18 protein-coding genes are annotated in these 22,465 nt (G+C 66.9%); 13 read left to right on the plus strand and 5 right to left on the minus strand.

The genetic code is table 11. From position 1 onward, the window contains the following. Nucleotides 1-5: 5 nt before the first annotated feature. The 7 genes from aroA to F3H57_RS16790 all read left to right on the plus strand — a co-directional run bounded on the left by aroA (nt 6) and on the right by F3H57_RS16790 (nt 6,302). Nucleotides 6-1,355, plus strand: a complete 1,350-nt coding sequence (aroA, locus tag F3H57_RS16760) for a 3-phosphoshikimate 1-carboxyvinyltransferase (protein ID WP_149757147.1) — start codon at nt 6-8, stop codon at nt 1,353-1,355. After that, nucleotides 1,355-1,981 carry a (d)CMP kinase gene (locus tag F3H57_RS16765; RefSeq protein WP_149757149.1) on the plus strand — a complete coding sequence of 209 codons (627 nt, stop codon included), beginning with the start codon at nt 1,355-1,357 and terminating at the stop codon, nt 1,979-1,981. The genes aroA and F3H57_RS16765 overlap by 1 nt, the downstream gene beginning before the upstream one ends. A gap of 131 nt (nt 1,982-2,112) precedes the next feature. Next, complete coding sequence (locus tag F3H57_RS16770) at nt 2,113-2,589, plus strand: DUF4168 domain-containing protein (RefSeq protein WP_149757151.1); 477 nt, start codon at nt 2,113-2,115, stop codon at nt 2,587-2,589. Nucleotides 2,590-2,862: 273 nt separating this feature from the next. Next, nucleotides 2,863-4,569, plus strand: a complete 1,707-nt coding sequence (gene rpsA / locus F3H57_RS16775) for a 30S ribosomal protein S1 (protein WP_149757153.1) — start codon at nt 2,863-2,865, stop codon at nt 4,567-4,569. 296 nt (nt 4,570-4,865) lie between these two features. Next, complete coding sequence (gene ihfB, locus F3H57_RS16780) at nt 4,866-5,150, plus strand: integration host factor subunit beta (protein ID WP_085792311.1); 285 nt, start codon at nt 4,866-4,868, stop codon at nt 5,148-5,150. Between the two features lies 1 nt (nt 5,151). Continuing rightward, entirely contained in the window at nt 5,152-5,502 is a 351-nt protein-coding gene (locus F3H57_RS16785) for a lipopolysaccharide assembly protein LapA domain-containing protein (protein WP_149757154.1), read from the plus strand. Between the two features lie 122 nt (nt 5,503-5,624). Next, nucleotides 5,625-6,302 carry a phosphoribosylanthranilate isomerase gene (locus F3H57_RS16790; protein ID WP_149757156.1) on the plus strand — a complete coding sequence of 226 codons (678 nt, stop codon included), beginning with the start codon at nt 5,625-5,627 and terminating at the stop codon, nt 6,300-6,302. Nucleotides 6,303-6,318: 16 nt separating this feature from the next. Here F3H57_RS16790 and F3H57_RS16795 read toward each other — a convergent pair whose 3' ends face one another. Together F3H57_RS16795 and F3H57_RS16800 are read right to left on the minus strand one after the other, a co-directional pair. Then, nucleotides 6,319-7,371 carry a quinone-dependent dihydroorotate dehydrogenase gene (locus F3H57_RS16795; RefSeq protein WP_149757158.1) on the minus strand — a complete coding sequence of 351 codons (1,053 nt, stop codon included), beginning with the start codon at nt 7,369-7,371 and terminating at the stop codon, nt 6,319-6,321. Then, on the minus strand, nt 7,371-7,709 hold the full coding sequence (locus F3H57_RS16800; protein ID WP_149757160.1) for a DUF952 domain-containing protein: 339 nt from the start codon (nt 7,707-7,709) through the stop codon (nt 7,371-7,373). Before F3H57_RS16800 ends, F3H57_RS16795 begins: the two co-directional genes overlap by 1 nt. 102 nt (nt 7,710-7,811) lie before the next feature. On the opposite strand from F3H57_RS16800, the gene F3H57_RS16805 reads away from it, so the two are divergent. After that, a complete protein-coding gene (locus F3H57_RS16805; RefSeq protein ID WP_149757162.1) occupies nt 7,812-9,371 on the plus strand; it encodes a bifunctional metallophosphatase/5'-nucleotidase in 1,560 nt (519 codons plus the stop codon). A 103-nt stretch (nt 9,372-9,474) separates the two neighbouring features. Here F3H57_RS16805 and F3H57_RS16810 read toward each other — a convergent pair whose 3' ends face one another. Further along, nucleotides 9,475-9,837 (minus strand): DUF1428 domain-containing protein, encoded by a 363-nt coding sequence (locus F3H57_RS16810; RefSeq protein WP_149757164.1) that lies wholly within the window; start codon nt 9,835-9,837, stop codon nt 9,475-9,477. A gap of 68 nt (nt 9,838-9,905) precedes the next feature. On the opposite strand from F3H57_RS16810, the gene F3H57_RS16815 reads away from it, so the two are divergent. From F3H57_RS16815 to rpoC, 5 genes are all read left to right on the plus strand, one after another. Continuing rightward, nucleotides 9,906-10,397, plus strand: coding sequence for a MarR family winged helix-turn-helix transcriptional regulator (locus F3H57_RS16815; protein WP_223163113.1), 492 nt, complete (start codon nt 9,906-9,908; stop codon nt 10,395-10,397). 439 nt (nt 10,398-10,836) lie between these two features. Continuing rightward, nucleotides 10,837-11,355: a 50S ribosomal protein L10 gene (rplJ, locus tag F3H57_RS16820; RefSeq protein ID WP_149757166.1), complete on the plus strand. Its 519-nt coding sequence runs from the start codon at nt 10,837-10,839 to the stop codon at nt 11,353-11,355. A 76-nt stretch (nt 11,356-11,431) separates the two neighbouring features. Beyond that, nucleotides 11,432-11,815: a 50S ribosomal protein L7/L12 gene (gene rplL, locus F3H57_RS16825; RefSeq protein WP_149757168.1), complete on the plus strand. Its 384-nt coding sequence runs from the start codon at nt 11,432-11,434 to the stop codon at nt 11,813-11,815. A 253-nt stretch (nt 11,816-12,068) separates the two neighbouring features. Further along, nucleotides 12,069-16,208, plus strand: coding sequence for a DNA-directed RNA polymerase subunit beta (gene rpoB / locus F3H57_RS16830; RefSeq protein ID WP_149757170.1), 4,140 nt, complete (start codon nt 12,069-12,071; stop codon nt 16,206-16,208). A 97-nt stretch (nt 16,209-16,305) separates the two neighbouring features. Next, nucleotides 16,306-20,565: a DNA-directed RNA polymerase subunit beta' gene (gene rpoC, locus F3H57_RS16835; RefSeq protein WP_149757172.1), complete on the plus strand. Its 4,260-nt coding sequence runs from the start codon at nt 16,306-16,308 to the stop codon at nt 20,563-20,565. 283 nt (nt 20,566-20,848) lie between these two features. Here rpoC and kdsA read toward each other — a convergent pair whose 3' ends face one another. Together kdsA and F3H57_RS16845 are read right to left on the minus strand one after the other, a co-directional pair. Beyond that, nucleotides 20,849-21,670 (minus strand): 3-deoxy-8-phosphooctulonate synthase, encoded by an 822-nt coding sequence (gene kdsA / locus F3H57_RS16840; protein WP_223163114.1) that lies wholly within the window; start codon nt 21,668-21,670, stop codon nt 20,849-20,851. Continuing rightward, on the minus strand, nt 21,667-22,461 hold the full coding sequence (locus F3H57_RS16845; RefSeq protein WP_149757176.1) for a 3-deoxy-manno-octulosonate cytidylyltransferase: 795 nt from the start codon (nt 22,459-22,461) through the stop codon (nt 21,667-21,669). Before F3H57_RS16845 ends, kdsA begins: the two co-directional genes overlap by 4 nt. Nucleotides 22,462-22,465: the final 4 nt, after the last annotated feature.

Genomic DNA, 22,465 nt, shown 5'->3' on the forward strand with positions numbered 1-22,465 from the left:
CGAAGATGTCGAGCCACGGCACGCCCATCCCGATGACCGCGCAGCGCTCCGGGCCGCTTTCGGGCACGGCGGAGGTGCCGGGGGACAAGTCGATCTCTCACCGCGCGCTGATCCTCGGCGCGCTGGCGGTGGGCGAGACGCGCATCACCGGCCTTCTGGAGGGCCAGGACGTGCTCGACACCGCCGCGGCGATGCGCGCCTTCGGCGCGGAGGTGGAGCGCCGTGACGGCACCTGGCACGTGCACGGCGTCGGCGTCGGCGGCTTTGCCGAGCCCGAGACCGTGATCGATTGCGGCAATTCCGGCACCGGCGTGCGGTTGATCATGGGGGCGATGGCGACCTCGCCGATCACCGCGACCTTCACGGGGGACGCCAGCCTCAACCGTCGGCCGATGGCGCGGGTGACCGATCCGCTCGCGCTTTTCGGGGCGCGTACGGTCGGGCGCGCCGGTGGGCGGCTGCCGATGACCATCGTCGGCGCGGCGGACCCGCTGCCGGTGCGCTACGCCACGCCCGTGCCGTCGGCGCAGGTGAAATCCGCGGTGCTGCTCGCCGGCCTCAACGCCCCCGGCGAGACGGTGGTGATCGAGCGCGAGGCGACGCGCGATCACAGCGAGCGGATGCTGACCGGCTTTGGCGCCGAGGTCCGCACCGAGGACACCGACGAGGGCCGTGTCATAACGTTGACCGGCCGGCCGGAACTGCGCCCGCAAATCATCGCGGTGCCGCGCGATCCGTCCTCGGCCGCCTTCCCGGTCTGCGCCGCGCTGATCACCGAGGGCTCGGACGTGCTGGTGCCCAATATCGGCCTCAACCCGACGCGCGCGGGGCTCTTCACAACGCTGCGCGAGATGGGCGCCGACCTGACCTACGAAAACGAGCGCGAAGAGGGCGGGGAGCCGGTGGCCGATCTGCGCGCGCGCTTCTCGCCCGCCATGCGCGGGATCGACGTGCCGCCCGAGCGCGCGGCGTCGATGATCGACGAATATCCGGTGCTGTCGGTCGTCGCTGCCTGCGCGGAGGGCGAGACCCGGATGACCGGCGTGAAGGAGCTTCGGGTGAAGGAAAGCGACCGGATCGACGCAATGGCTCAAGGTTTGCGCGCCTGCGGCGTCGAGGTCGCCGAGGGCGAGGATTGGTGGTGCGTGACCGGCCGCGGCGCCGGCGGCGTGCCCGGCGGCGCGACGGTGGAAAGCCGGCTCGACCACCGTATCGCGATGTCCTTCCTGGTGCTCGGTCTCGCCGCGCGGGCACCGGTGTCGGTTGACGACGGCGGGCCCATCGCCACTTCCTTCCCGATCTTCGAGCCGCTGATGACGGCGCTCGGCGCGCATATAGAACGGGAGGCTTCGTGATGGCTTTCACGGTTGCGATCGACGGGCCGGCCGCATCCGGCAAGGGCACCGTCGCCAAGCGCGTCGCGGCGCATTACGGGCTGGGGCACCTGGACACGGGGCTTCTTTACCGCGCGGTCGGGCGCCGGATGCTCGACGGCGAGGACCCGGTCGCGGCGGCCGAGGCGCTGAAGCCCGAGGACCTGGATCGCGAGGGATTGCGCACCGCTCAGGTGGGCGAGGCGGCTTCACGCGTGGGCGCCATTGGCGCGGTGCGGGCGGCGCTGCTGGATTTCCAGCGCGCCTTCGCGCGCCGTTCCGGGGGCGCGGTGCTCGACGGGCGCGACATCGGCACGGTGATCTGCCCGGAGGCGGAGGCAAAGCTCTTCGTGACCGCCTCGGCCGAGGTGCGGGCCGAGCGGCGGTTCCGCGAACTGGTCGCTGCGGGCATCGACACACGGCTGGAGGCGGTGCTCGCCGATATCCGCGCGCGCGACGAGCGCGACACCGCGCGCAGCGATGCACCGCTGCGCGCGGCCGACGATGCGGTCACAATCGACACCACGCGTCTGGACATCGAGGCGGCGGTCGCGGCGGCGATTGCCGCGGTGGAGGCGGCGCGCGCGGGCGGACGGCCGCCCGGCTAACGCGACGTGAACGCAAGATTTCGCTGACGGTTCTGGTCCGGGTTTGGCCCCGGCGCGCAAAGGCCCCATGTCCTTGCCAACCGGACGCAGGCGCTGCGCCGGAGCATTGAACCGAAAGGAAAGGAGCAGTCATGTTCCCGACTCGCAAGATCACCGCCGGCGCGCTTGTCGCCACCGTTGCCGCTCTTCCGGCCACCTTCGCTCTCGCGCAGGATGCCGAAAGCGACATGCAGACCCAGACCCAGCCGCAGACCGAAACGCAGCAGAGCGATCAGGCGATGCCGCAGAACGGCGCCGGCGAGATGGGCGAAACCGCCGAGGCGCCCGACTTCGACGATTCGCAGATCGAGGCGTTCGCGTCCGCAGTGATCGAGGTCACCGAGATCCGTGACCAGTACGCGGCCGAACTGCAGGGCGTCGATGACGAGGCGCAGCAGCAGGAGCTGATCGAGCAGGCGAACACCGAGATGCGCGGCGCCATCGAGTCCACCGAGGGCCTGACCATGGACGATTACATGGCGATCAACCGCGCCGCGTCGATGGACGAGGAGCTGAACCAGAAGATCGCGCAGCGCCTCGAAGAGATGCAGACCGAGGATGCGGGCTGACCCCGTCTCCATGTACCGATTCCGGGCTTCGGGCGGATCCTTTCGGATCCGCCCTTTTTCGTGCGCGGGCGTGGGGCGAGCCGGCGGACTCGGCCGGACACCCCTCTACCCTTGTCATGCAGCGCCTCAGTCGCTATGACGCCTGCGTCGACAAGGCGCAAACGCCGCGATGCGAAGAGATCGGGCAGGGTCGGGACTTCTCCGGCCCTCTTTGTTTTGCGGGCACCTGACCAACCCAAAGACCGGCGGAGACAACCGCGCGGCCGGAAAACGATGACGTCAAAGGATACCGACACACATATGCCGAACGCATCTATGGAGGAATTCGAGGCCCTCCTGAACGAAAGCCTCGAAATGGACACGCCCGACGAGGGCACTGTCGTCAAGGGCAAGGTCATCGCCGTCGAGGCGGGCCAGGCCATTATCGACGTCGGCTACAAGATGGAAGGCCGCGTCGATCTCAAGGAATTCGCAAATCCCGGCGAAGAGTCCGGCATCACCGTCGGCGACGAGGTCGAGGTCTACCTGCGCGCGGCAGAGAACGCCCGCGGTGAGGCCGTCATCTCGCGCGACATGGCACGCCGCGAGGAAGCCTGGGATCGTCTCGAGAAGGCCTATGCCGATGATGCGCGCGTCGAAGGCGCGATCTTCGGCCGCGTCAAGGGCGGCTTCACCGTCGACCTCGGCGGCGCCGTGGCGTTCCTGCCCGGCTCTCAGGTCGACGTGCGCCCCGTGCGTGACGCTGGTCCGCTGATGGGCCTCAAGCAGCCGTTCCAGATCCTCAAGATGGATCGCCGCCGCGGCAACATCGTGGTTTCGCGCCGCGCGATCCTCGAGGAGAGCCGCGCCGAGCAGCGCGCCGAAGTCATCGCCAACCTCGAAGAGGGGCAGGCGGTCGACGGTGTGGTCAAGAACATCACCGAATACGGCGCCTTTGTCGATCTCGGCGGTGTCGACGGCCTCTTGCACGTCACCGACATGGCATGGCGCCGGGTCAACCACCCGTCCGAGATCCTGTCGATCGGCGAGACGGTCAAGGTTCAGGTCATCAAGATCAACCGCGAGACCCACCGCATCAGCCTCGGCATGAAGCAGCTGCAGGAAGATCCGTGGGATCTGGTGGCGGCGAAATATCCGCTGGCATCGGTGCACACCGGGCGCGTCACCAACATCACCGATTACGGCGCCTTCGTGGAGCTGGAGCCGGGGGTCGAGGGCCTTGTCCACGTCTCCGAAATGTCCTGGACCAAGAAGAACGTGCATCCGGGCAAGATCGTCTCCACCTCCCAGGAGGTCGAGGTGATGGTGCTGGAGATCGACCAGGCCAAGCGCCGCGTGTCGCTCGGGCTCAAGCAGACCCAGCGCAACCCGTGGGAAGTCTTCAACGAGCAGTTCCCGCCGGGCACCGAGGTCGAGGGCGAGGTCAAGAACATCACCGAATTCGGTCTGTTCATCGGTCTCGAAGGCGACATCGACGGCATGGTCCACCTGTCGGACCTTTCCTGGGACGAGCGCGGCGAGGACGCGATCCAGAACTACCGCAAGGGCGACGTCGTCCAGGCGGTCGTGCAGGATACCGACGTCGAGAAGGAGCGCATCTCGCTCTCCATCAAGGCGCTGGGCGGTGACAAGTTCGCCGACGCGGCCGGCGGCATCAAGCGCGGCTCGATCGTGACCGTCGAGGTCACCGCGATCGAGGACGGCGGCATCGAGGTGGAATACGAGGGCATGAAGTCCTTCATCCGCCGCTCCGATCTGTCGCGCGACCGTGCCGAGCAGCGCCCCGAGCGGTTCTCGGTGGGCGACAAGATCGACGTGCGCGTGACCAACGTGGACATGAAGTCGCGTCGCCTCGGCCTGTCGATCAAGGCGCGCGAGATCGCCGAGGAGAAGGAAGCGGTCGAGCAGTACGGCTCCTCCGATTCCGGGGCGTCGCTGGGCGACATCCTTGGCGCTGCGCTGAACCGCGACGACGAGTGATACCGGCCGGCGCTTCGGCGCCTGCCGCACAGCATCGACGGCCCCGGTCCGGCTCGGACCGGGGCCGTTTCGTTTGACCGAATCGTGATCCGAGGGCGCGGCGGCGCACCGGTGCGGCCGGCCGCCGCGTCCCCGATGCCGCGGCGCGGCAGGCCTCAATCCGGTGCGATGCGGGCGAAGTGGCGTCGAGCAAGGCATTTTTTGCCTTGGTTTCGGTTTCGGAATGGCCTCCTTGGTCGTATAGTCCGGTCGTATAACCGGCGGGGAACAACCGGCGTTCACGGGGGCATTGCGCGATGATTAGGTCCGAACTGATCCAGAAGATTGCGGACGAGAACCCGCATCTCTACCAACGCGACGTGGAGCGCATCGTGAACACGATCTTCGAGGAGATCGTGACGGCCATGGCCCGCGGCGACCGGGTGGAGCTGCGGGGCTTCGGTGCCTTCTCGGTCAAGAAGCGCGATGCGCGCGTCGGTCGCAACCCGCGCACCGGAGAGGCGGTTGACGTCGAAGAAAAACACGTGCCTTTCTTCAAGACCGGAAAACTGCTCCGTGATCGACTGAACGGAAAGGCCTGAGATGCGCTACATCAGATACGTGTTCCTTGCCGCCTTGGCGGTGGTTCTGATCTGCGTGGCTCTGGCCAACCGTGGGCTGGTGACGCTGCAATTGCTGCCGCCGGACGTGGCGGAACTGTTCGGCGTTCAGTACGGGATTGACCTGCCGCTGTTCCTGGTGATCTTCGCCGGCATCGTCGCGGGGCTCTTGATCGGCTTCGTGTGGGAATGGCTGCGCGAGTACAAGCACCGCGCCGCCGCCTCGCGCAAGGACGCCGAAGCGCGGCGGCTGGAACGCGAGTTGAAGCGCACGCGGGCCGAGCGCGACCGCGGCAAGGACGAGGTGCTGGCGATCCTCGACCAGCCGCGCTGAGCCGGCGGCGCGCTGCGCTGCGGCGCACGTGTCTGGCGCCCTGATCGCGGACGATCAGGGCGCGGGCGGGAGCCACCCTCGCCCGCGCAAGGGGCGCAATCGCCCCGGGGTTTGTCGACCAGATGAAGGAGAGGGACGTGCCGGAGGTGCGGGTAAAGATCTGCGGATTGACGCGGGGGGCGGATGTCGAGGCGGCGGCGCGGGCCGGTGCGGTCTATGCCGGGTTCGTGTTCTTTCCGCCGTCGCCCCGATGTGTTTCGGTGAAGGCGGCGCGCGAGCTTGCCGCTTGCGCGCCTGTCGGACTTCTCAAGGTCGGGTTGATGGTCGATCCTGACGACGCGCTTCTGGACGCGGTGTTTGGAGCGGTGCCGGTCGACATGGTGCAGCTCCACGGGCGCGAGACGCCGGAGCGGGTGGCGGAGGTGCGGGCGCGCACAGGGTTGCCGGTGATGAAGGCGGTCGGTGTCGCGGGGCACGAGGACGTGGCACGGATCGCCGCCTATGCGCGGGTTGCCGATCAGATCCTGATCGATGCCAAGGCGCCCGCGGGCGCGGCGCTGCCGGGGGGCAACGGGCTCGCCTTCGACTGGCGGCTGATCGCGGGGCTGCGCGTTGCCGTCCCATGGATGCTCGCCGGGGGGCTGACGCCGGAGAACGTGGGCCGCGCGGTGGCGATGACCGGGGCGCGGCAGGTGGACGTGTCTTCGGGCGTGGAGGCGGCGCCCGGTGAGAAGGACGCCGAGAAGATCGCCGCCTTCGTCGCGGCGGCCGCGCGGGCCGAGGTGCCGCCGGTTCTCTGACCCTTCCGCGGTGCGCTCAGAGCCAGGCGTCACGACCGGTGCCGACGGCGTCCGCGACGTTTGCGAAACCGTCGGCGGCAAGGCGGGACTCGAGCCCTTCGGCGATGCTGCGCACGAGGCCGAGGCCGTCGAAGGTCAGCGCGGTATAGAGTTGCACGGCCGACGCTCCCGCGCGGATCTTGGTATAGGCGTCGGCCGCCGAGCCGATACCGCCGACGCCGATCAGCGGGATCTCGGCGTTCGTGAGTTGCGACAGGTGCGCCAGAACGCGGGTCGAGCGGTCGAAGAGGGGGGCGCCGGAGAGGCCGCCGGCTTCCGCCCCGTGGGTCGAGCGCAGGCCGTCGCGGGAGAGCGTCGTGTTGGTCGTGACGATGGCGTCGACGCGCCTTTCGCGCGCGACCTCGGCGACGTCGCGAAGCCCGCGCGTGTCCAGATCCGGCGCGATCTTGAGGAAGACCGGAACGCGGCGTGGCAGGCTGTCCCGCGCTTCGATCACCCCGGCCAGAAGCGCGGCGAGGGCATCGCGCCCCTGCAGGTCCCGCAGCTTTTCGGTGTTGGGCGAGGAGACGTTGACCGTGGCGAAGTCGAGCCACGGCCCGCAGCGGCGCAGAACCGTTGCGAAGTCGGCGGCACGGTCGGCGCTGTCCTTGTTGGCGCCGAGGTTGAGGCCGATCACCGCCTCGCGCGGGCGGGCCGCGAGCCGCTCCGCCGCCGCCTCCATCCCGTCGTTGTTGAAGCCGAAGCGGTTGATCGCGGCGCGATCCTCGGTCAGCCGGAAGAGCCGAGGGCGGGGATTGCCCGGCTGGGGACGCGGGGTGATGGCGCCGACCTCCAGGAAGCCGAAGCCGGCGCGGGACAGCGGCGCCAGCGCCGTCGCGTTCTTGTCGAAGCCCGCGGCGAGGCCGACGGGGTTGTCGAGGCTGAGCCCTGCCACCTCGGTCCTCAGCCGGTCGCTGGTGATCCGGCCCGGAAGCGGTACCAGCCCGGAGTGCAGCGCCCGCAACGCGAGACCGTGCGCCCGTTCGGGATCGACGCGGCGCAGAAGCGCGAGGCCGGCGCGCTCCAGCATCAGCCCTCCGCGGGGTCGAAGTTGTGGCGCCCGCCTTCGAGCGGCAGCTTCTGCGCCCAGGCGACGTCCTCGGCCTTCAGCCGCCGGTAGAGATGCGGGAAGAGTTCGCCGCCGCGCGACGGTTCCCACTTGAGGTCCGGGGCGAGCGCGGCGTCGTCGCAGGCCACCAGCATCAGCCCGTCCTCGCCGGCGAAGTGCCTGGCCGCCGTCTCCTCCGCCTGCTCGGGGGTGGAGAAATGGATGTAGCCGTCGGCGAGGTCGATCGGCGCCCCGGCGGTCTCTCCGTCGCGGAGAAAGTCGGCGTATTCGTGTTCGCGGAAGATCTTGTAGATGAGCATGGGCCGGTCATGGCGTGCCGGCGCGATCCGGTCAAGCTTGCCGCTGGACAGATCCGGTGCCGCGCGGCAGCATCGGGGCCGCATCACCGAAAGGAAGTCCCGATGTCCAGATCCCTCATGGTCAGTGCCGCCGCCCTTGCGATCGGCGCCGGCGCGGCGCAGGCCGATGTCACGCTCACCATCCTGCACACGAACGATTTCCACGACCGCTTCGAGCCGATCTCGGCCTACGATTCGACCTGCGCCCCCGAGGACAACGAGGCCGGCGAGTGTTTCGGTGGCATCGCCCGGCTCGTCACCGCGATCGACGCGGCCCGGGAGGGCGCGCAGAGCGATGTTCTGCTGCTCGATGCGGGCGACATGTTCCAGGGCTCGCTCTTTTTCACCGAATACGGCGGCGAGATCGCGGCGGAGTTCATGAACCGCCTCGGTTACGACGCGATGGCGGTGGGCAACCACGAGTTCGACAACGGGCCGGAGGGGCTCGGGGAGTTTCTCGATCTCGCCGAGTTTCCTGTCCTGTCGGCGAATATCGACGTGAGCGGGGCCCAGGGTCTTGGCGATCTGCGGAAATCGGTGGTGCTGGAGACCGAAGGCGGCACGCAGGTCGGTGTCGTGTCGGTGCTGGCCGAGGACACGCCGGAAACGTCCTCGCCGGGCGACAACGTGATCTTTTCCTCCACCGTCGACGCCGCGCAGGCCGAGATCGACGCGCTGACCGAACGGGGCATCGACAAGATCGTGCTGCTGACCCATGTCGGCCTGCCGGAGGATCGGCGCCTCGCCGAGGAACTGACCGGCGTCGATCTGGTCATCGGCGGGCACAGCCACACGCTTCTGGGCGACATGGAAGGCGCGGCCGGTCCCTATCCGGTGATGGTCGGCGACGTGCCGATCTTCACCGCCTATGCCTACGGCAAGTACCTGGGCGAGATCGAGGTGACATTCGATGACGTTGGGACCGTGACCGAGGTGTCGGGGGCGCCGCGCCTTCTGGATTCGAGCGTGTCGGAGGACGAGGAGGCCAAGGCGCGGGTCGCGGAACTGGCGGAGCCGCTGGAGGAACTGCGTCAGGAGGTCGTGGCCGAAAGCACCGAGGCGATCGAAGGCTCGCGCGAAGCCTGTCGCGCCGGGGAATGCCAGATGGGCAACCTCGTGGCCGACGCGATGCTGGCACGGGTCGCCGATCAGGGCATCGAGGTGGCCATCACGAACGGCGGGGGCCTGCGCGCTTCCATCGACGAAGGCGAGGTGACGATGGGCGAGGTTCTGACCGTGCTGCCGTTCCAGAACACGTTGTCGACCTTCCGGGTGACAGGCGCGGCGCTGAAGGAGGCGCTGGAGAACGGCGTGAGCCAGATCGAGGAGGGCGCCGGGCGCTTCCCGCAAGTGGCGGGAATGTCCTTTGCCGTCGACGCGTCCGCCGAGGTCGGATCGCGCGTCTCGGACGTGATGATCGGCGGCGAGCCGCTGGAGGAGGATAAATTCTACGGCGTGGTGTCGAACAATTACGTGCGAAACGGCGGCGACGGGTACGCGATGTTCGTGGACGCCCGGGACGCCTACGATTTCGGCCCCGATCTGGCCGACGTGACGGCGGAGTACCTGGCGGACGAAACGCCGTACGAGCCCTATACCGACGGGCGCATCACGATGCAGTGACGTCGAGACATTCGGGGCCGGGCGGTCGCGCGTCGGCCCCGAGCTTGAGAAAGGCAGCAGGCGCCCCGGGGCTTATGGGCCCAGGGCTCGAGGCCGCGCGGGTTTAGGCCGGCTGTCCGAAGGTGACGAGCGGTTCGAACCCGCCCCACATCATGCGCATGCCGTCGAAAGGCATTTCGGGTATTTCCTGCATGCGCGGATCGGCCATCATCTTTTCCCACGCCGAATCGCAGGTCTCCTTGTTGGGCCACACCATCCAGGAGAACACGACCGTCTCGTCTTCCTTCTTCTGCACTGCCATCGGGAAGGACGTGACCTTGCCGTCCGGCGTATCGACGCCCCAGGTCTCGACGCTGCCGAGGCAGCCGAATTCCTGGAACATCGGCCAGACGGAGTCGGCCATCGCCTTGTAGGCGTCGCGGTTGGCGGTCGGCACCGCGAGCAGGAAGCCTTGGTAATAGGGCATCGCGAATCTCCTTTGGGGGTGGGGATGCCCCTTGAAGCTGCGCCGAAATTGCGTTGATATCAACGTTAATGAGTGACACCCGCGAAACGCCGCCGGGCATGGACCCGGACCTGCCTCTGTCGGTGACGCTCGAGGTGCGCGACCGCTGCCTGTGTCTGCACCTTCAACGCGCCGCTCGCATCGTGGCGCGGCGCTTTGACGAGGCGCTGGCGCCGCTGGACCTGTCCAACAAGCAGTTTTCCGTGTTGATGGCGCTCAACCGGCCCGACGGGCCGCGCTTGGGCGCGTTGGTGGAGGTGCTGGGCATGGACCGCACGACGCTGACGGCGGCCCTGAAACCGCTGGAGCGGCGCGGGCTCGTGGAATCCTCGCCCGATCCGGCGGACGCGAGGGCCCGGCGGCTTCGTCTGACGCCGGCGGGGCAGGGGGTGCTGAAGGCGGCGCTGCCGGTTTGGCGGGAAACGCATGACGCGATCGACGCCGCTGCGGGGGCTGAGGCCGTCGCGGGGCTGACCGCCGGACTGGCGGAACTCGCCGGGCCGGAGGGGAGCTTAAAATAATCTGTCGTGTCCCGCGGCAGCGGGCCGCGGCCCCTTCCGGGGGTGCGTGATGCCGGCGAAGTCCCTGACGTGACTGGAATTTGCCTTCGGCTTGGCGACCCCGGGAAAACGTGCTAGTCTATTTTTCGCATGCCGAAAGAGTGCGCGCCCAGTGTCGCTGCGCTCTTGGCATTTCTTTCCAGATTGTCTATTGCGCCCTTTACGGCGGGCTTGCGCGATTCGCGTCATGCCCTGTCGTGTCGTCCGAGACGGTGGGCAAGCCGAGGGTAACCGACGCTGCTAAGTCCTGCCTGAGACGGGAGAGAACATTCGGCCTGTTGGCGCTCCGGCGCCTCCGGGCAAGCGATTGTGACGCCCCGATCGGACCTTGGGGCCGGGCAGTGATTGTCCGGCTTTAAAAGAGCCGGAGGGGTCGCCCCTCCAGAACTTGGAGTGAACTGTGGATAGAGCCCAGAAAGAGAAAGTGGTCGAGGAACTCGGCCAGATCTTCGAAAGCTCTGGCGTCGTGGTGGTTGCACACTACCAGGGCCTCACGGTTGCCGAGATGCAGGACCTGCGCGGCCGCGCCCGAGAGGGTGGCGCGTCGGTTCGTGTCGCCAAGAACAAGCTCGCCAAGATCGCCCTGGAGGGCAAGGCCTGCGAAAGCATGTCGACGTACCTCGAGGGCATGACCGTCCTCACCTATTCCGAAGACCCCGTGGCCGCGGCCAAGGTGGTCGAGGATTTCGCCAAGGATAACAAGAAGCTGCAGGTCCTTGGCGGCGCAATGGGTGGGGAGGCCCTGGACCGGGCCGGTGTCGAAGCCGTGTCGAAGATGCCGTCGCGCGAAGAGCTTCTCGCTCAGATCGCCGGCATGCTTGGCGCCCCTGCTTCGAACATCGCCGGTGCGATCGGCGCGCCTGCTTCGAACATCGCCTCCATCCTTTCGACCATCGAGGAAAAGGCCGAGGCGGCCTAAGGCATCCCGTGAGTCCCATGCGCGAAAGCTTGTATTCGCGGCGTTGGATCACATCTAGATATGGAAAGAAGTCACAATGGCTGATCTGAAGAAACTTGCCGAAGAGATCGTGGGTCTGACCCTCCTCGAGGCACAGGAACTGAAAACCATCCTCAAGGACGAGTACGGCATCGAGCCCGCTTCGGGCGGCGCCGTCATGATGGCCGGCCCCGCCGACGGTGGCGGCGCAGCCGAGGCCGCCGAGGAGCAGACCGAGTTCGACGTCATCCTGAAGTCGGCCGGCGCATCCAAGATCAACGTGATCAAGGAAGTCCGCGGCATCACCGGCCTGGGTCTGAAAGAGGCCAAGGAGCTGGTCGAGGCCGGCGGCAAGCCGGTCAAGGAAGGCGCGTCCAAGGACGAAGCCGAAGAGATCAAGAAGAAGCTCGAAGACGCAGGCGCGGAAGTCGAGCTCAAGTGATCGCGGCGAGGGTGGGCGAATCGCCCGCCCTGCGGCATTCGAAGGCTGGATCCGGGCCGCCCCCGGGTCCAGCCGAACCCGTCTTGGCAAGGGCCGTGCGCGACCCTTCCCCAGGCGAGGTTCCAAGGGTCGGGAGGCTTCCGGTGGGACGGAGGCCGCGCATTGACCGGAACACGCTCTCTCGGATGAGCCCGCGGCCGGGGCCCGACGGCCCGCGCGCTCAGGTGAGACGACAGACAAGGTGACGACACCCATGGCGCAATCCTATCTCGGTCAGAAACGCCTTCGCCGCTATTACGGCAAGATCCGCGAAGTTCTCGAGATGCCGAACCTCATCGAGGTTCAGAAAAGCTCCTACGACCTGTTCCTGAAGTCCGGCGACCAGCCCCAGCCGCTCGACGGCGAGGGGATCAAGGGCGTGTTCCAGTCGGTCTTCCCGATCAAGGACTTCAACGAGACGTCGGTCCTCGAGTTCGTGTCCTACGAGCTTGAGAAGCCGAAATACGATGTCGAGGAGTGCATGCAGCGCGACATGACCTATTCGGCGCCGCTGAAGGTCACTCTGCGCCTGATCGTGTTCGATGTCGACGAGGACACCGGGGCCAAGTCCGTCAAGGACATCAAGGAACAGGACGTCTTCATGGGCGACATGCCCCTGATGACGCCCAACGGCACGTTCATCGTGAACGGCACCGAGCGGGTCATCGTTTCCCAGATGCACCGCTCGCCGGGCGTGTTCTTCGACCACGACAAGGGCAAGACGCATTCGTCGGGCAAGCTGCTCTTCGCCTGCCGGATCATCCCCTATCGCGGCTCCTGGCTCGACTTCGAGTTCGACGCCAAGGACATCGTCTATGCGCGCATCGACCGTCGCCGCAAGCTGCCGGTGACCACGCTTCTGTACGCCCTGGGACTCGACCAGGAAGCGATCATGGATGCGTATTACGACACGGTCGATTACGAACTGGTTAAGGGCAAGGGCTGGAAGACGAAGTTCTTCCCCGAGCGTGTGCGCGGCACGCGCCCGACTCATGACCTCGTGGACGCCGATTCCGGCGAGGTGATCGCCGAGGCGGGCAAGAAGGTCACGCCGCGCGCGGTCAAGAAGCTGATCGACGAGGGCGAGGTGAAGAACCTGCTGCTGCCCTTCGACCAGATTGTCGGCAAGTACGTCGCCAAGGACATCATCAACGAGGAAACCGGCGCCATCTACGTCGAGGCCGGCGACGAGCTGACCTGGACCGTCGACAAGGACGGCGAGGTGTCCGGCGGCACGCTCAAGGAGCTGATGGATGCCGGCGTGACCGAGATCCCGGTTCTTGACATCGACAACGTCAATGTCGGCCCGTACATGCGCAACACCATGGCGCAGGACAAGAACATGGGCCGCGACACCGCGCTCATGGACATCTACCGCGTCATGCGCCCGGGCGAGCCGCCCACGGTGGAGGCCGCCTCGGCCCTGTTCGACACGCTGTTCTTCGATTCCGAGCGCTACGACCTCTCGGCCGTCGGCCGGGTGAAGATGAACATGCGCCTGGCGCTCGAAAAGCCCGACACGACCCGCACGCTCGACCGCGAGGACATCGTCGCCTGCATCAAGGCGCTGGTGGAACTGCGTGACGGCAAGGGCGAGATCGACGACATCGACCACCTCGGCAACCGCCGGGTGCGGTCCGTCGGCGAGCTGATGGAAAATCAGTACCGCGTCGGCCTCCTGCGCATGGAGCGCGCGATCAAGGAGCGCATGTCCTCGGTCGAGATCGATACGGTCATGCCGCAGGACCTGATCAACGCGAAGCCCGCCGCCGCCGCGGTGCGCGAGTTCTTCGGCTCCTCGCAGTTGTCGCAGTTCATGGACCAGACCAACCCGCTCTCGGAAGTGACGCACAAGCGGCGCCTGTCGGCCCTCGGGCCCGGCGGTCTGACGCGTGAGCGTGCCGGCTTCGAGGTGCGCGACGTTCACCCGACGCACTACGGCCGGATGTGCCCGATCGAGACGCCGGAAGGTCCGAACATCGGTCTCATCAACTCGCTCGCCACCTTCGCGCGGGTGAACAAGTACGGCTTCATCGAAACGCCGTACCGCGTCGTGAACAACGGCCAGGTGACGGACGAAGTCCATTACATGTCCGCGACCGAGGAGATGCGCCACACCGTCGCCCAGGCGAACGCGCAGCTCGACGAGACCGGCAAGTTCGTCAACGACCTCGTGTCGACCCGCCAGTCGGGCGACTACACGCTGGCGCCGAACGAGACCGTCGACCTGATCGACGTCTCGCCCAAGCAGCTGGTGTCTGTCGCGGCGTCGCTGATCCCGTTCCTCGAGAACGACGACGCCAACCGCGCGCTGATGGGTTCCAACATGCAGCGGCAGGCGGTGCCGACGCTGCGCTCCGAGGCGCCGCTCGTCGGCACCGGGATCGAAGAGGTCGTGGCCCGCGATTCCGGCGCGGCGATCACCGCGCGCCGCGGTGGCGTGATCGACCAGGTCGATGCGCAGCGGATCGTGATCCGGGTGACCGACAACATCGATCCGGGCGATCCGGGCGTCGACATCTACCGTCTGCGCAAGTTCCAGCGGTCGAACCAGAACACCTGCATCAACCAGCGTCCGCTGGTGAAGGTGGGCGACACTGTCGGCCAGAACGAGGTGATCGCCGACGGCCCGTCCACCGACATGGGTGAGCTGGCGCTCGGCAAGAACATCATCGCCGCGTTCATGCCGTGGAACGGCTACAACTACGAGGACTCGATCCTGATCTCCGAGCGCATCGCGCAGGACGACGTGTTCACCTCCGTCCACATCGAGGAATTCGAAGTGGCAGCGCGCGACACCAAGCTCGGGCCGGAAGAGATCACCCGCGATATCCCGAACGTCGGCGAGGAAGCCCTGCGCAACCTCGACGAGGCGGGCATCGTCTATATCGGCGCCGACGTGGAGCCGGGCGACATCCTCGTGGGCAAGATCACGCCGAAGGGCGAAAGCCCGATGACGCCGGAGGAAAAGCTCCTCCGCGCGATCTTCGGCGAGAAGGCGTCGGACGTGCGCGACACCTCGCTGCGGGTGAAGCCGGGCGATTACGGCACCGTGGTCGAGGTCCGCGTCTTCAATCGCCACGGCGTTGAGAAGGACGAGCGCGCCCTGCAGATCGAGCGTGAAGAGATCGAGAGCCTCGCGCGTGACCGCGACGACGAGCTGGCGATCCTCGACCGCAACATCTACGCGCGCCTCAAGGGCATGATCCTCGGCAAGACCGCGGTGAAGGGGCCCAAGGGCGTCAAGGCGAACTCCGAGATCACCGAGGAGCTGCTGGAGACGCTCACGCGTGGCCAGTGGTGGCAGCTCGCCCTCGGGGAAGAGCAGGACGCCAAGAACATGGAGGCCCTGAACGAGCAGTACGAGGCGCAGAAGCGCGCGCTCGACGCCCGTTTCGAGGACAAGGTCGAGAAGGTCCGCCGGGGCGACGACCTGCCGCCGGGCGTGATGAAGATGGTCAAGGTCTTCGTCGCGGTGAAGCGCAAGCTGCAGCCGGGCGACAAGATGGCCGGCCGTCACGGCAACAAGGGCGTCATCTCGCGCGTCGTTCCGATCGAGGACATGCCGTTCCTCGAGGACGGCACGCCGGTCGACTTCTGCCTCAACCCGCTCGGCGTGCCGTCGCGCATGAACGTCGGTCAGATCCTCGAAACGCACATGGGCTGGGCCGCGCGCGGCCTCGGCATCCAGGTCGACGAGGCGCTGAAGGACTACAAGCGCACCGGCGACCTGACCCCGGTTCGCGAGGCGATGAAGATCGCCTACGGCGACGAGGTCTACGGCGAAGGGCTCGAGGACATGGACGAAGGCCGTCTGGTCGAGGCGGCGAGCAACGTCACGCGCGGCGTGCCGATCGCGACCCCGGTCTTCGACGGTGCGAAAGAGCCTGACGTGAACGACGCCCTGAAGCGGGCCGGCTTCGACGAAAGCGGCCAGTCGAACCTCTTCGACGGGCGCACCGGAGAGCCGTTCTCGCGCCCCGTGACGGTCGGCGTGAAGTACCTGCTGAAGCTGCACCACCTCGTGGACGACAAGATCCACGCGCGCTCGACCGGGCCCTACAGTCTCGTCACGCAGCAGCCGCTGGGCGGCAAGGCGCAGTTCGGCGGTCAGCGCTTCGGCGAGATGGAGGTCTGGGCGCTGGAAGCCTACGGTGCGGCCTACACCCTGCAGGAGATGCTGACGGTGAAGTCCGACGACGTGGCGGGCCGGACCAAGGTCTACGAGAGCATCGTCAAGGGCGAGGACAACTTCGAGGCCGGCGTACCGGAATCGTTCAACGTTCTCGTCAAGGAGGTCCGGGGTCTGGGCCTCAACATGGAACTCCTGGATGCGGAAGAGGACGAGGAGTGAGCCGGATGCCGGGCTGAGGCCCGGCCTACGGCCCCTTGGGTAGGCCGGGTTTCAGCCCGGCCAGCCCCGTCCTTCCCGCGCTATTCGAGGTATCAAGATGAACCAGGAACTGACGAACAACCCGTTCAACCCGCTGACCCCGCCCAAGGTGTTCGACGAGATCAAGGTCTCGCTGGCCTCGCCCGAGCGGATCCTCAGCTGGTCCTTCGGCGAGATCAAGAAGCCCGAGACGATCAACTACCGGACGTTCAAGCCCGAGCGTGACGGCCTTTTCTGCGCGCGCATCTTCGGTCCGATCAAGGATTACGAGTGCCTGTGCGGCAAGTACAAGCGCATGAAATATCGCGGCGTCGTCTGCGAGAAATGCGGCGTCGAGGTCACGCTCCAGAAGGTCCGGCGCGAGCGCATGGGCCACATCGAGCTGGCCGCGCCCTGTGCCCACATCTGGTTCCTGAAATCGCTGCCCTCGCGCATCGGGCTCATGCTCGACATGACGCTGCGCGATCTGGAGCGCGTACTCTACTTCGAGAACTACGTGGTGATCGAGCCGGGCCTGACGGACCTCAACTACGGCCAGATGCTGACCGAAGAAGAGTTCATGGACGCCCAGGACCAGTACGGCATGGACGCGTTCACGGCGAATATCGGCGCCGAGGCGATCCGCGAGATGTTGGCCGCCATCGACCTCGAGTCGGAGGCAGAGCGCCTGCGCGAGGACCTCAAGGAGGCCACCGGTGAGCTCAAGCCGAAGAAGATCATCAAACGCCTGAAGGTCGTCGAGAACTTCCTCGAATCCGGCAACCGTCCGGAATGGATGGTCATGACGGTGATCCCGGTCATCCCGCCGGAACTGCGTCCGCTGGTGCCGCTCGATGGCGGCCGCTTCGCGACATCGGACCTCAACGACCTCTATCGCCGCGTCATCAACCGGAACAACCGCCTCAAGCGGCTGATCGAACTGCGCGCGCCGGACATCATCGTCCGCAACGAGAAGCGGATGCTCCAGGAATCCGTTGACGCGCTGTTCGACAACGGCCGTCGCGGCCGCGTCATCACAGGTGCCAACAAGCGCCCGCTGAAGTCGCTCTCCGACATGCTCAAGGGCAAGCAGGGCCGGTTCCGTCAGAACCTTCTCGGCAAGCGCGTCGACTTCTCGGGCCGGTCGGTCATCGTGACCGGGCCGGAACTCAAGCTGCACCAGTGCGGCCTGCCCAAGAAGATGGCGCTCGAGCTGTTCAAGCCGTTCATCTACTCGCGGCTCGAGGCCAAGGGTCTGTCGTCCACGGTGAAGCAGGCGAAGAAGCTGGTCGAGAAGGAGCGCCCGGAAGTCTGGGACATCCTCGACGAGGTGATCCGCGAGCACCCCGTGCTTCTGAACCGCGCGCCGACGCTGCACCGTCTGGGCATCCAGGCGTTCGAGCCCACCCTGATCGAGGGCAAGGCGATCCAGCTTCACCCGCTGGTCTGCTCGGCGTTCAACGCCGACTTCGACGGCGACCAGATGGCCGTGCACGTTCCGCTGAGCCTGGAGGCGCAGCTCGAGGCGCGCGTCCTGATGATGTCCACGAACAACGTGCTGTCGCCGGCGAACGGCGCGCCGATCATCGTGCCGTCGCAGGACATGATCCTCGGCCTCTACTACCTCACCATCATGCGTGAGGGCATGAAGGGCGAGGACATGATCTTCGGCTCCGTCGAAGAGGTGGAGCACGCGCTCAACGCCGGCGAAGTGCACATGCACGCCAAGATCCAGTGCCGCGTGAAGCAGATCGACGACGAGGGCCAGGAGATCGTCAAGCGCTACGAGACGACGCCCGGCCGCGTGCGGCTCGGTGCGCTGCTGCCGATGAATGCCAAGGCGCCCTTCGATCTGGTCAATACGCTGCTTCGCAAGAAGGACGTGCAGCGCGTGATCGACACCGTGTACCGCTATTGCGGCCAGAAGGAATCGGTCATCTTCTGCGACCAGATCATGTCCATGGGCTTCAAGGAGGCGTTCAAGGCGGGCATCTCCTTCGGCAAGGACGACATGGTCATCCCTGAGTCGAAGTGGCCGATCGTGGAAGAGACCCGCGCCCAGGTGAAGGACTTCGAACAGCAATACATGGACGGCCTGATCACCCAGGGTGAGAAGTACAACAAGGTCGTCGATGCCTGGTCGAAGTGCAACGACAAGGTCACCGAGGCGATGATGACCACCATCTCGACCTCCAAACACGCCGAGGACGGCTCCGAGATGGAACCGAACTCGGTCTACATGATGGCCCATTCCGGTGCGCGGGGCTCGGTCACGCAGATGAAGCAGCTCGGCGGGATGCGCGGCCTGATGGCCAAGCCGAACGGCGAGATCATCGAGACGCCGATCATCTCGAACTTCAAGGAAGGCCTGACCGTGCTGGAGTACTTCAACTCCACCCACGGCGCGCGGAAGGGTCTGTCGGACACGGCGCTGAAAACGGCGAACTCGGGCTACCTGACCCGCCGTCTGGTGGACGTGGCGCAGGACTGCATCATCCGTATGCCCGATTGCGGCACCGACCGGTCGATCACCGCCGAGGCGGCGATCAACGACGGCGAGGTGGTGGCCTCGCTGGCGGAGCGTCTGCTCGGCCGCGTCGCGGCAGAGGACATCCTGCGCCCGGGCTCCGACGAGGTGATCGTCAAGGAAGGCCAGCTCATCGACGAGCGGCTGTCCGACGCGGTGGACGAGGCAGCGGTACAGACCGCGCGCATCCGCTCGCCGCTGACCTGCGAAGCCGAGGAAGGCGTCTGCGCCATGTGCTACGGGCGTGACCTCGCGCGCGGCACCATGGTGAACGTCGGAGAAGCCGTCGGCATCATCGCGGCGCAATCGATCGGCGAGCCGGGCACGCAGCTTACGATGCGGACCTTCCACATCGGCGGCGTCGCCCAGGGGGGGCAGCAATCGTTCCTCGAAGCGTCGCAATCGGGCGTGATCCAGTTCGAGAACCCGAACACGCTGGTCAATGCCGCGGGCGAGACGCTGGTGATGGGCCGCAACATGAAGGTGATCATCGCCGGAGAGGACGGGGCCGAACGCGCCAGCCACAAGGTCGGCTACGGCACCAAGCTCTTCGTCACCGAAGGCCAGGAGATCGAGCGGGGCGACAAGCTCTTCGAGTGGGACCCCTACACGCTGCCGATCATCGCCGAGAAGGACGGTGTCGCCCGTCACGTCGACCTCGTGAACGGGGTCGCCGTACGGGAGGAAACTGACGACGCGACCGGCATGTCCCAGAAGATCGTGACCGACTGGCGCGCCGCGCCCAAGGGCAACGAGCTCAAGCCCGAGATCATCCTGATGAACGAGGATGGCGAGCCGGTGCGCAACGATCAGGGCAACCCGATCACCTACCCGATGTCGGTGGACGCGGTCCTGTCCTGCGAAGACGGCCAGGAGGTCAAGGCCGGCGACGTCGTGGCGCGGATCCCGCGCGAGGGTGCGAAGACCAAGGACATCACCGGCGGTCTGCCGCGTGTGGCCGAGCTCTTCGAGGCGCGCCGTCCGAAGGATCACGCGATCATCGCGGAGATCGACGGCTATGTCCGCTTCGGCAAGGACTACAAGAACAAGCGCCGGATCGCGATCGACCCGGTGGACGACAGCCTCGAGACCAAGGAGTACATGATCCCGAAGGGCAAGCACATTCCCGTTGCGGAAGGCGACTATGTCCAGAAGGGCGATTACATCATGGACGGCAACCCCGCGCCGCATGACATCCTCTCCATCATGGGTGTCGAGGCGCTGGCCAACTACATGATCGACGAGGTGCAGGACGTCTACCGGCTGCAGGGCGTGAAAATCAACGACAAGCACGTCGAGGTCATCGTCCGCCAGATGCTGCAGAAGTGGGAGATCCTCGATTCGGGCGACACCACGCTCCTCAAGGGCGAGCATGTCGACAAGATCGAGTTCGACGAGGCCAACGCCAAGGCCGAGAAGAAGGGGGGCCGCCTCGCACAGGGTGAGCCCATCCTGCTGGGGATCACCAAGGCATCGCTGCAGACGCGGTCCTTCATCTCCGCAGCGTCGTTCCAGGAGACCACGCGCGTGCTGACCGAGGCGTCGGTGCAGGGCAAGGTCGACAACCTGGTGGGCCTCAAGGAGAACGTGATCGTCGGCCGCCTGATCCCGGCGGGCACCGGCGGCGCGACCCAGAAGGTGCGCAAGATCGCGACCGACCGCGACAACGTGGTCATCGACGCGCGCCGCGCCGAGGCAGAGCATGCCGCACGCCTCGCCGCTCCGGCCGAAAGCGCCTCGGGCGAGGGCGACGTGGTCGGCGGCGACGAGTTCGACACGCTGATCGTCGACACCCCCGAGAGCCGCGAATAAGCGGCCTCGGGTATCTGACAGCAGAAGCGCCCCCGGGTCCTCCCGGGGGCGCTTTTTGGTTTGTTTGACGTATCCGAGGGCTGCGCCGTGGCCGCGCGCGAGCCCGACACGCAACGCTGCGCCCCTTTTCTGCTGGAGGCAACCGCCCACCAAGGAAGCCACCGCCGGTAGCCGGGCCGCCGCGCCCCGCACCTGCGGTGCCGTTCGGGCCATCGCCACCTTGCTCGACTGATTGGAAGCGGGCCCGTCGGGAAGCTGTGAGGCGGCTATATCCCGCCGCCGCTCAGCCCTGCTTCGCCAGCCGGTCGAACGCCTTCAACCGCGCCAGTAGGGCGTCGAGCCCGGCCAGGGGCATCATGTTGGGTCCGTCCGAAGGCGCGTTGTCCGGGTCCTCGTGCACTTCCATGAAGACCGAGGCCGCCCCCACCGCCAGCGCCGCCCGCGCCAGCACCGGCACGAATTCCCGCTGCCCGCCCGAAGATGTGCCCTGGCCGCCCGGCAGCTGCACCGAATGGGTCGCGTCGAATACCACCGGGTAGCCCGTCTCGCCCATGATCGGCAGCGACCTGAAATCCGACACCAGCATGTTGTAGCCGAAGCTCGTCCCCCGCTCGCAGAGCAGAATCCGACCGTTCCCCGTCGAGGCGATCTTGCCCGCCACGTTGCTCATGTCCCACGGCGCGAGGAACTGGCCCTTCTTGACGTTGATCGCGCGCCCCGTCTCTCCGGCGGCGAGCAGAAGGTCGGTCTGCCGCGACAGGAAGGCGGGGATCTGCAGGATATCCACGGCCTCGGCCGCGCGTTCGGCCTGCGGGATATCGTGCACGTCGGTGATCACCGGGCAGCCGAACTCGTCCCGGATCGCGGCGAGGATCTCCAGACCCGCCTCGATCCCGAGTCCGCGCTTGCCCGACAGCGACGAGCGGTTCGCCTTGTCGTAACTGGCCTTGAAGACGAAGGGCACGCCATAGCGCGCCGCGCTCTCGCCGATCCGCGACGCCAGCATCCGCGCATGGTCACGGCTTTCCAGCTGGCAAGGTCCGGCGATCAGCACGAAGGGCCGCGCATTGCCGAAGGTGACCGGTCCGACCTCGACGTCCGTCACGTCCTCTGCTCCTTCAGCACTGCCTCGATCCGCGCCACATCCTGCGGGTTGTTGAGTTCCCAGAACACCCGCCCCCGCGAATCCACCTCCACGCATTGCATCCGCGCGCCGTTCTCGAGGAACCGCAACTGCTCCAGCCCCTCCAGCCGCTCCAGCGGTCCCTCGGGCCAATCCTGGTAGCGCCGCAGCGTCTCGGGCCGGTAGGCATAGACCCCGACATGGTGAAAGACCGGCACTTCGCCCGCGGAAAACGCGCGCCCTTCGACGAACGGAATCACTTCCTTGGAGAAGTAGAGCCCGCGGCCCGCCCGGTCGAAGACCGCCGTGGTGCCGCCCACGCGGCCCGCGCGACGGTCCTCCTGTAACAGCGCCAGCGTCGCGGGCTCGCAGCGCAGCACCGGCGTCGCCGCGTCGAGCGTCGGGTCCGCCCGCATCGCCGCGATCAGCGCCGACAGGAACCAGGGCGGCGTCAGCGGCGCGTCGCCCTGAAGGTTCACCACGATCTCCGGTGCCAGCCCGGCGCGCTCCAGCGCGTCCGCGCAGCGCTCGGTGCCGTTGCGGCAGCTCCCGGAAGTCATGATCACCTCGGCGCCGAAACCGCGCGCCGCCTCGGCGATGCCGTCGTCGTCGGTGGCAACGTAGACCGCGTCGGCCTCCGGCACCTCCAGCGCCGCCCGCCATGTGAGCTCGATCAGCGACCGACGCACCCCGCCGCCGATATCCAGCTCGGCCAGCGGTTTGCCCGGATACCGGCTCGACGCGTAGCGCGCCGGAATGATCACCGTGATCATCGCG

Origin of the sequence: Roseivivax sediminis, assembly GCF_900112685.1 — a bacterium.
GTDB classification, from domain to species: Bacteria; Pseudomonadota; Alphaproteobacteria; order Rhodobacterales; family Rhodobacteraceae; genus Roseivivax; species Roseivivax sediminis.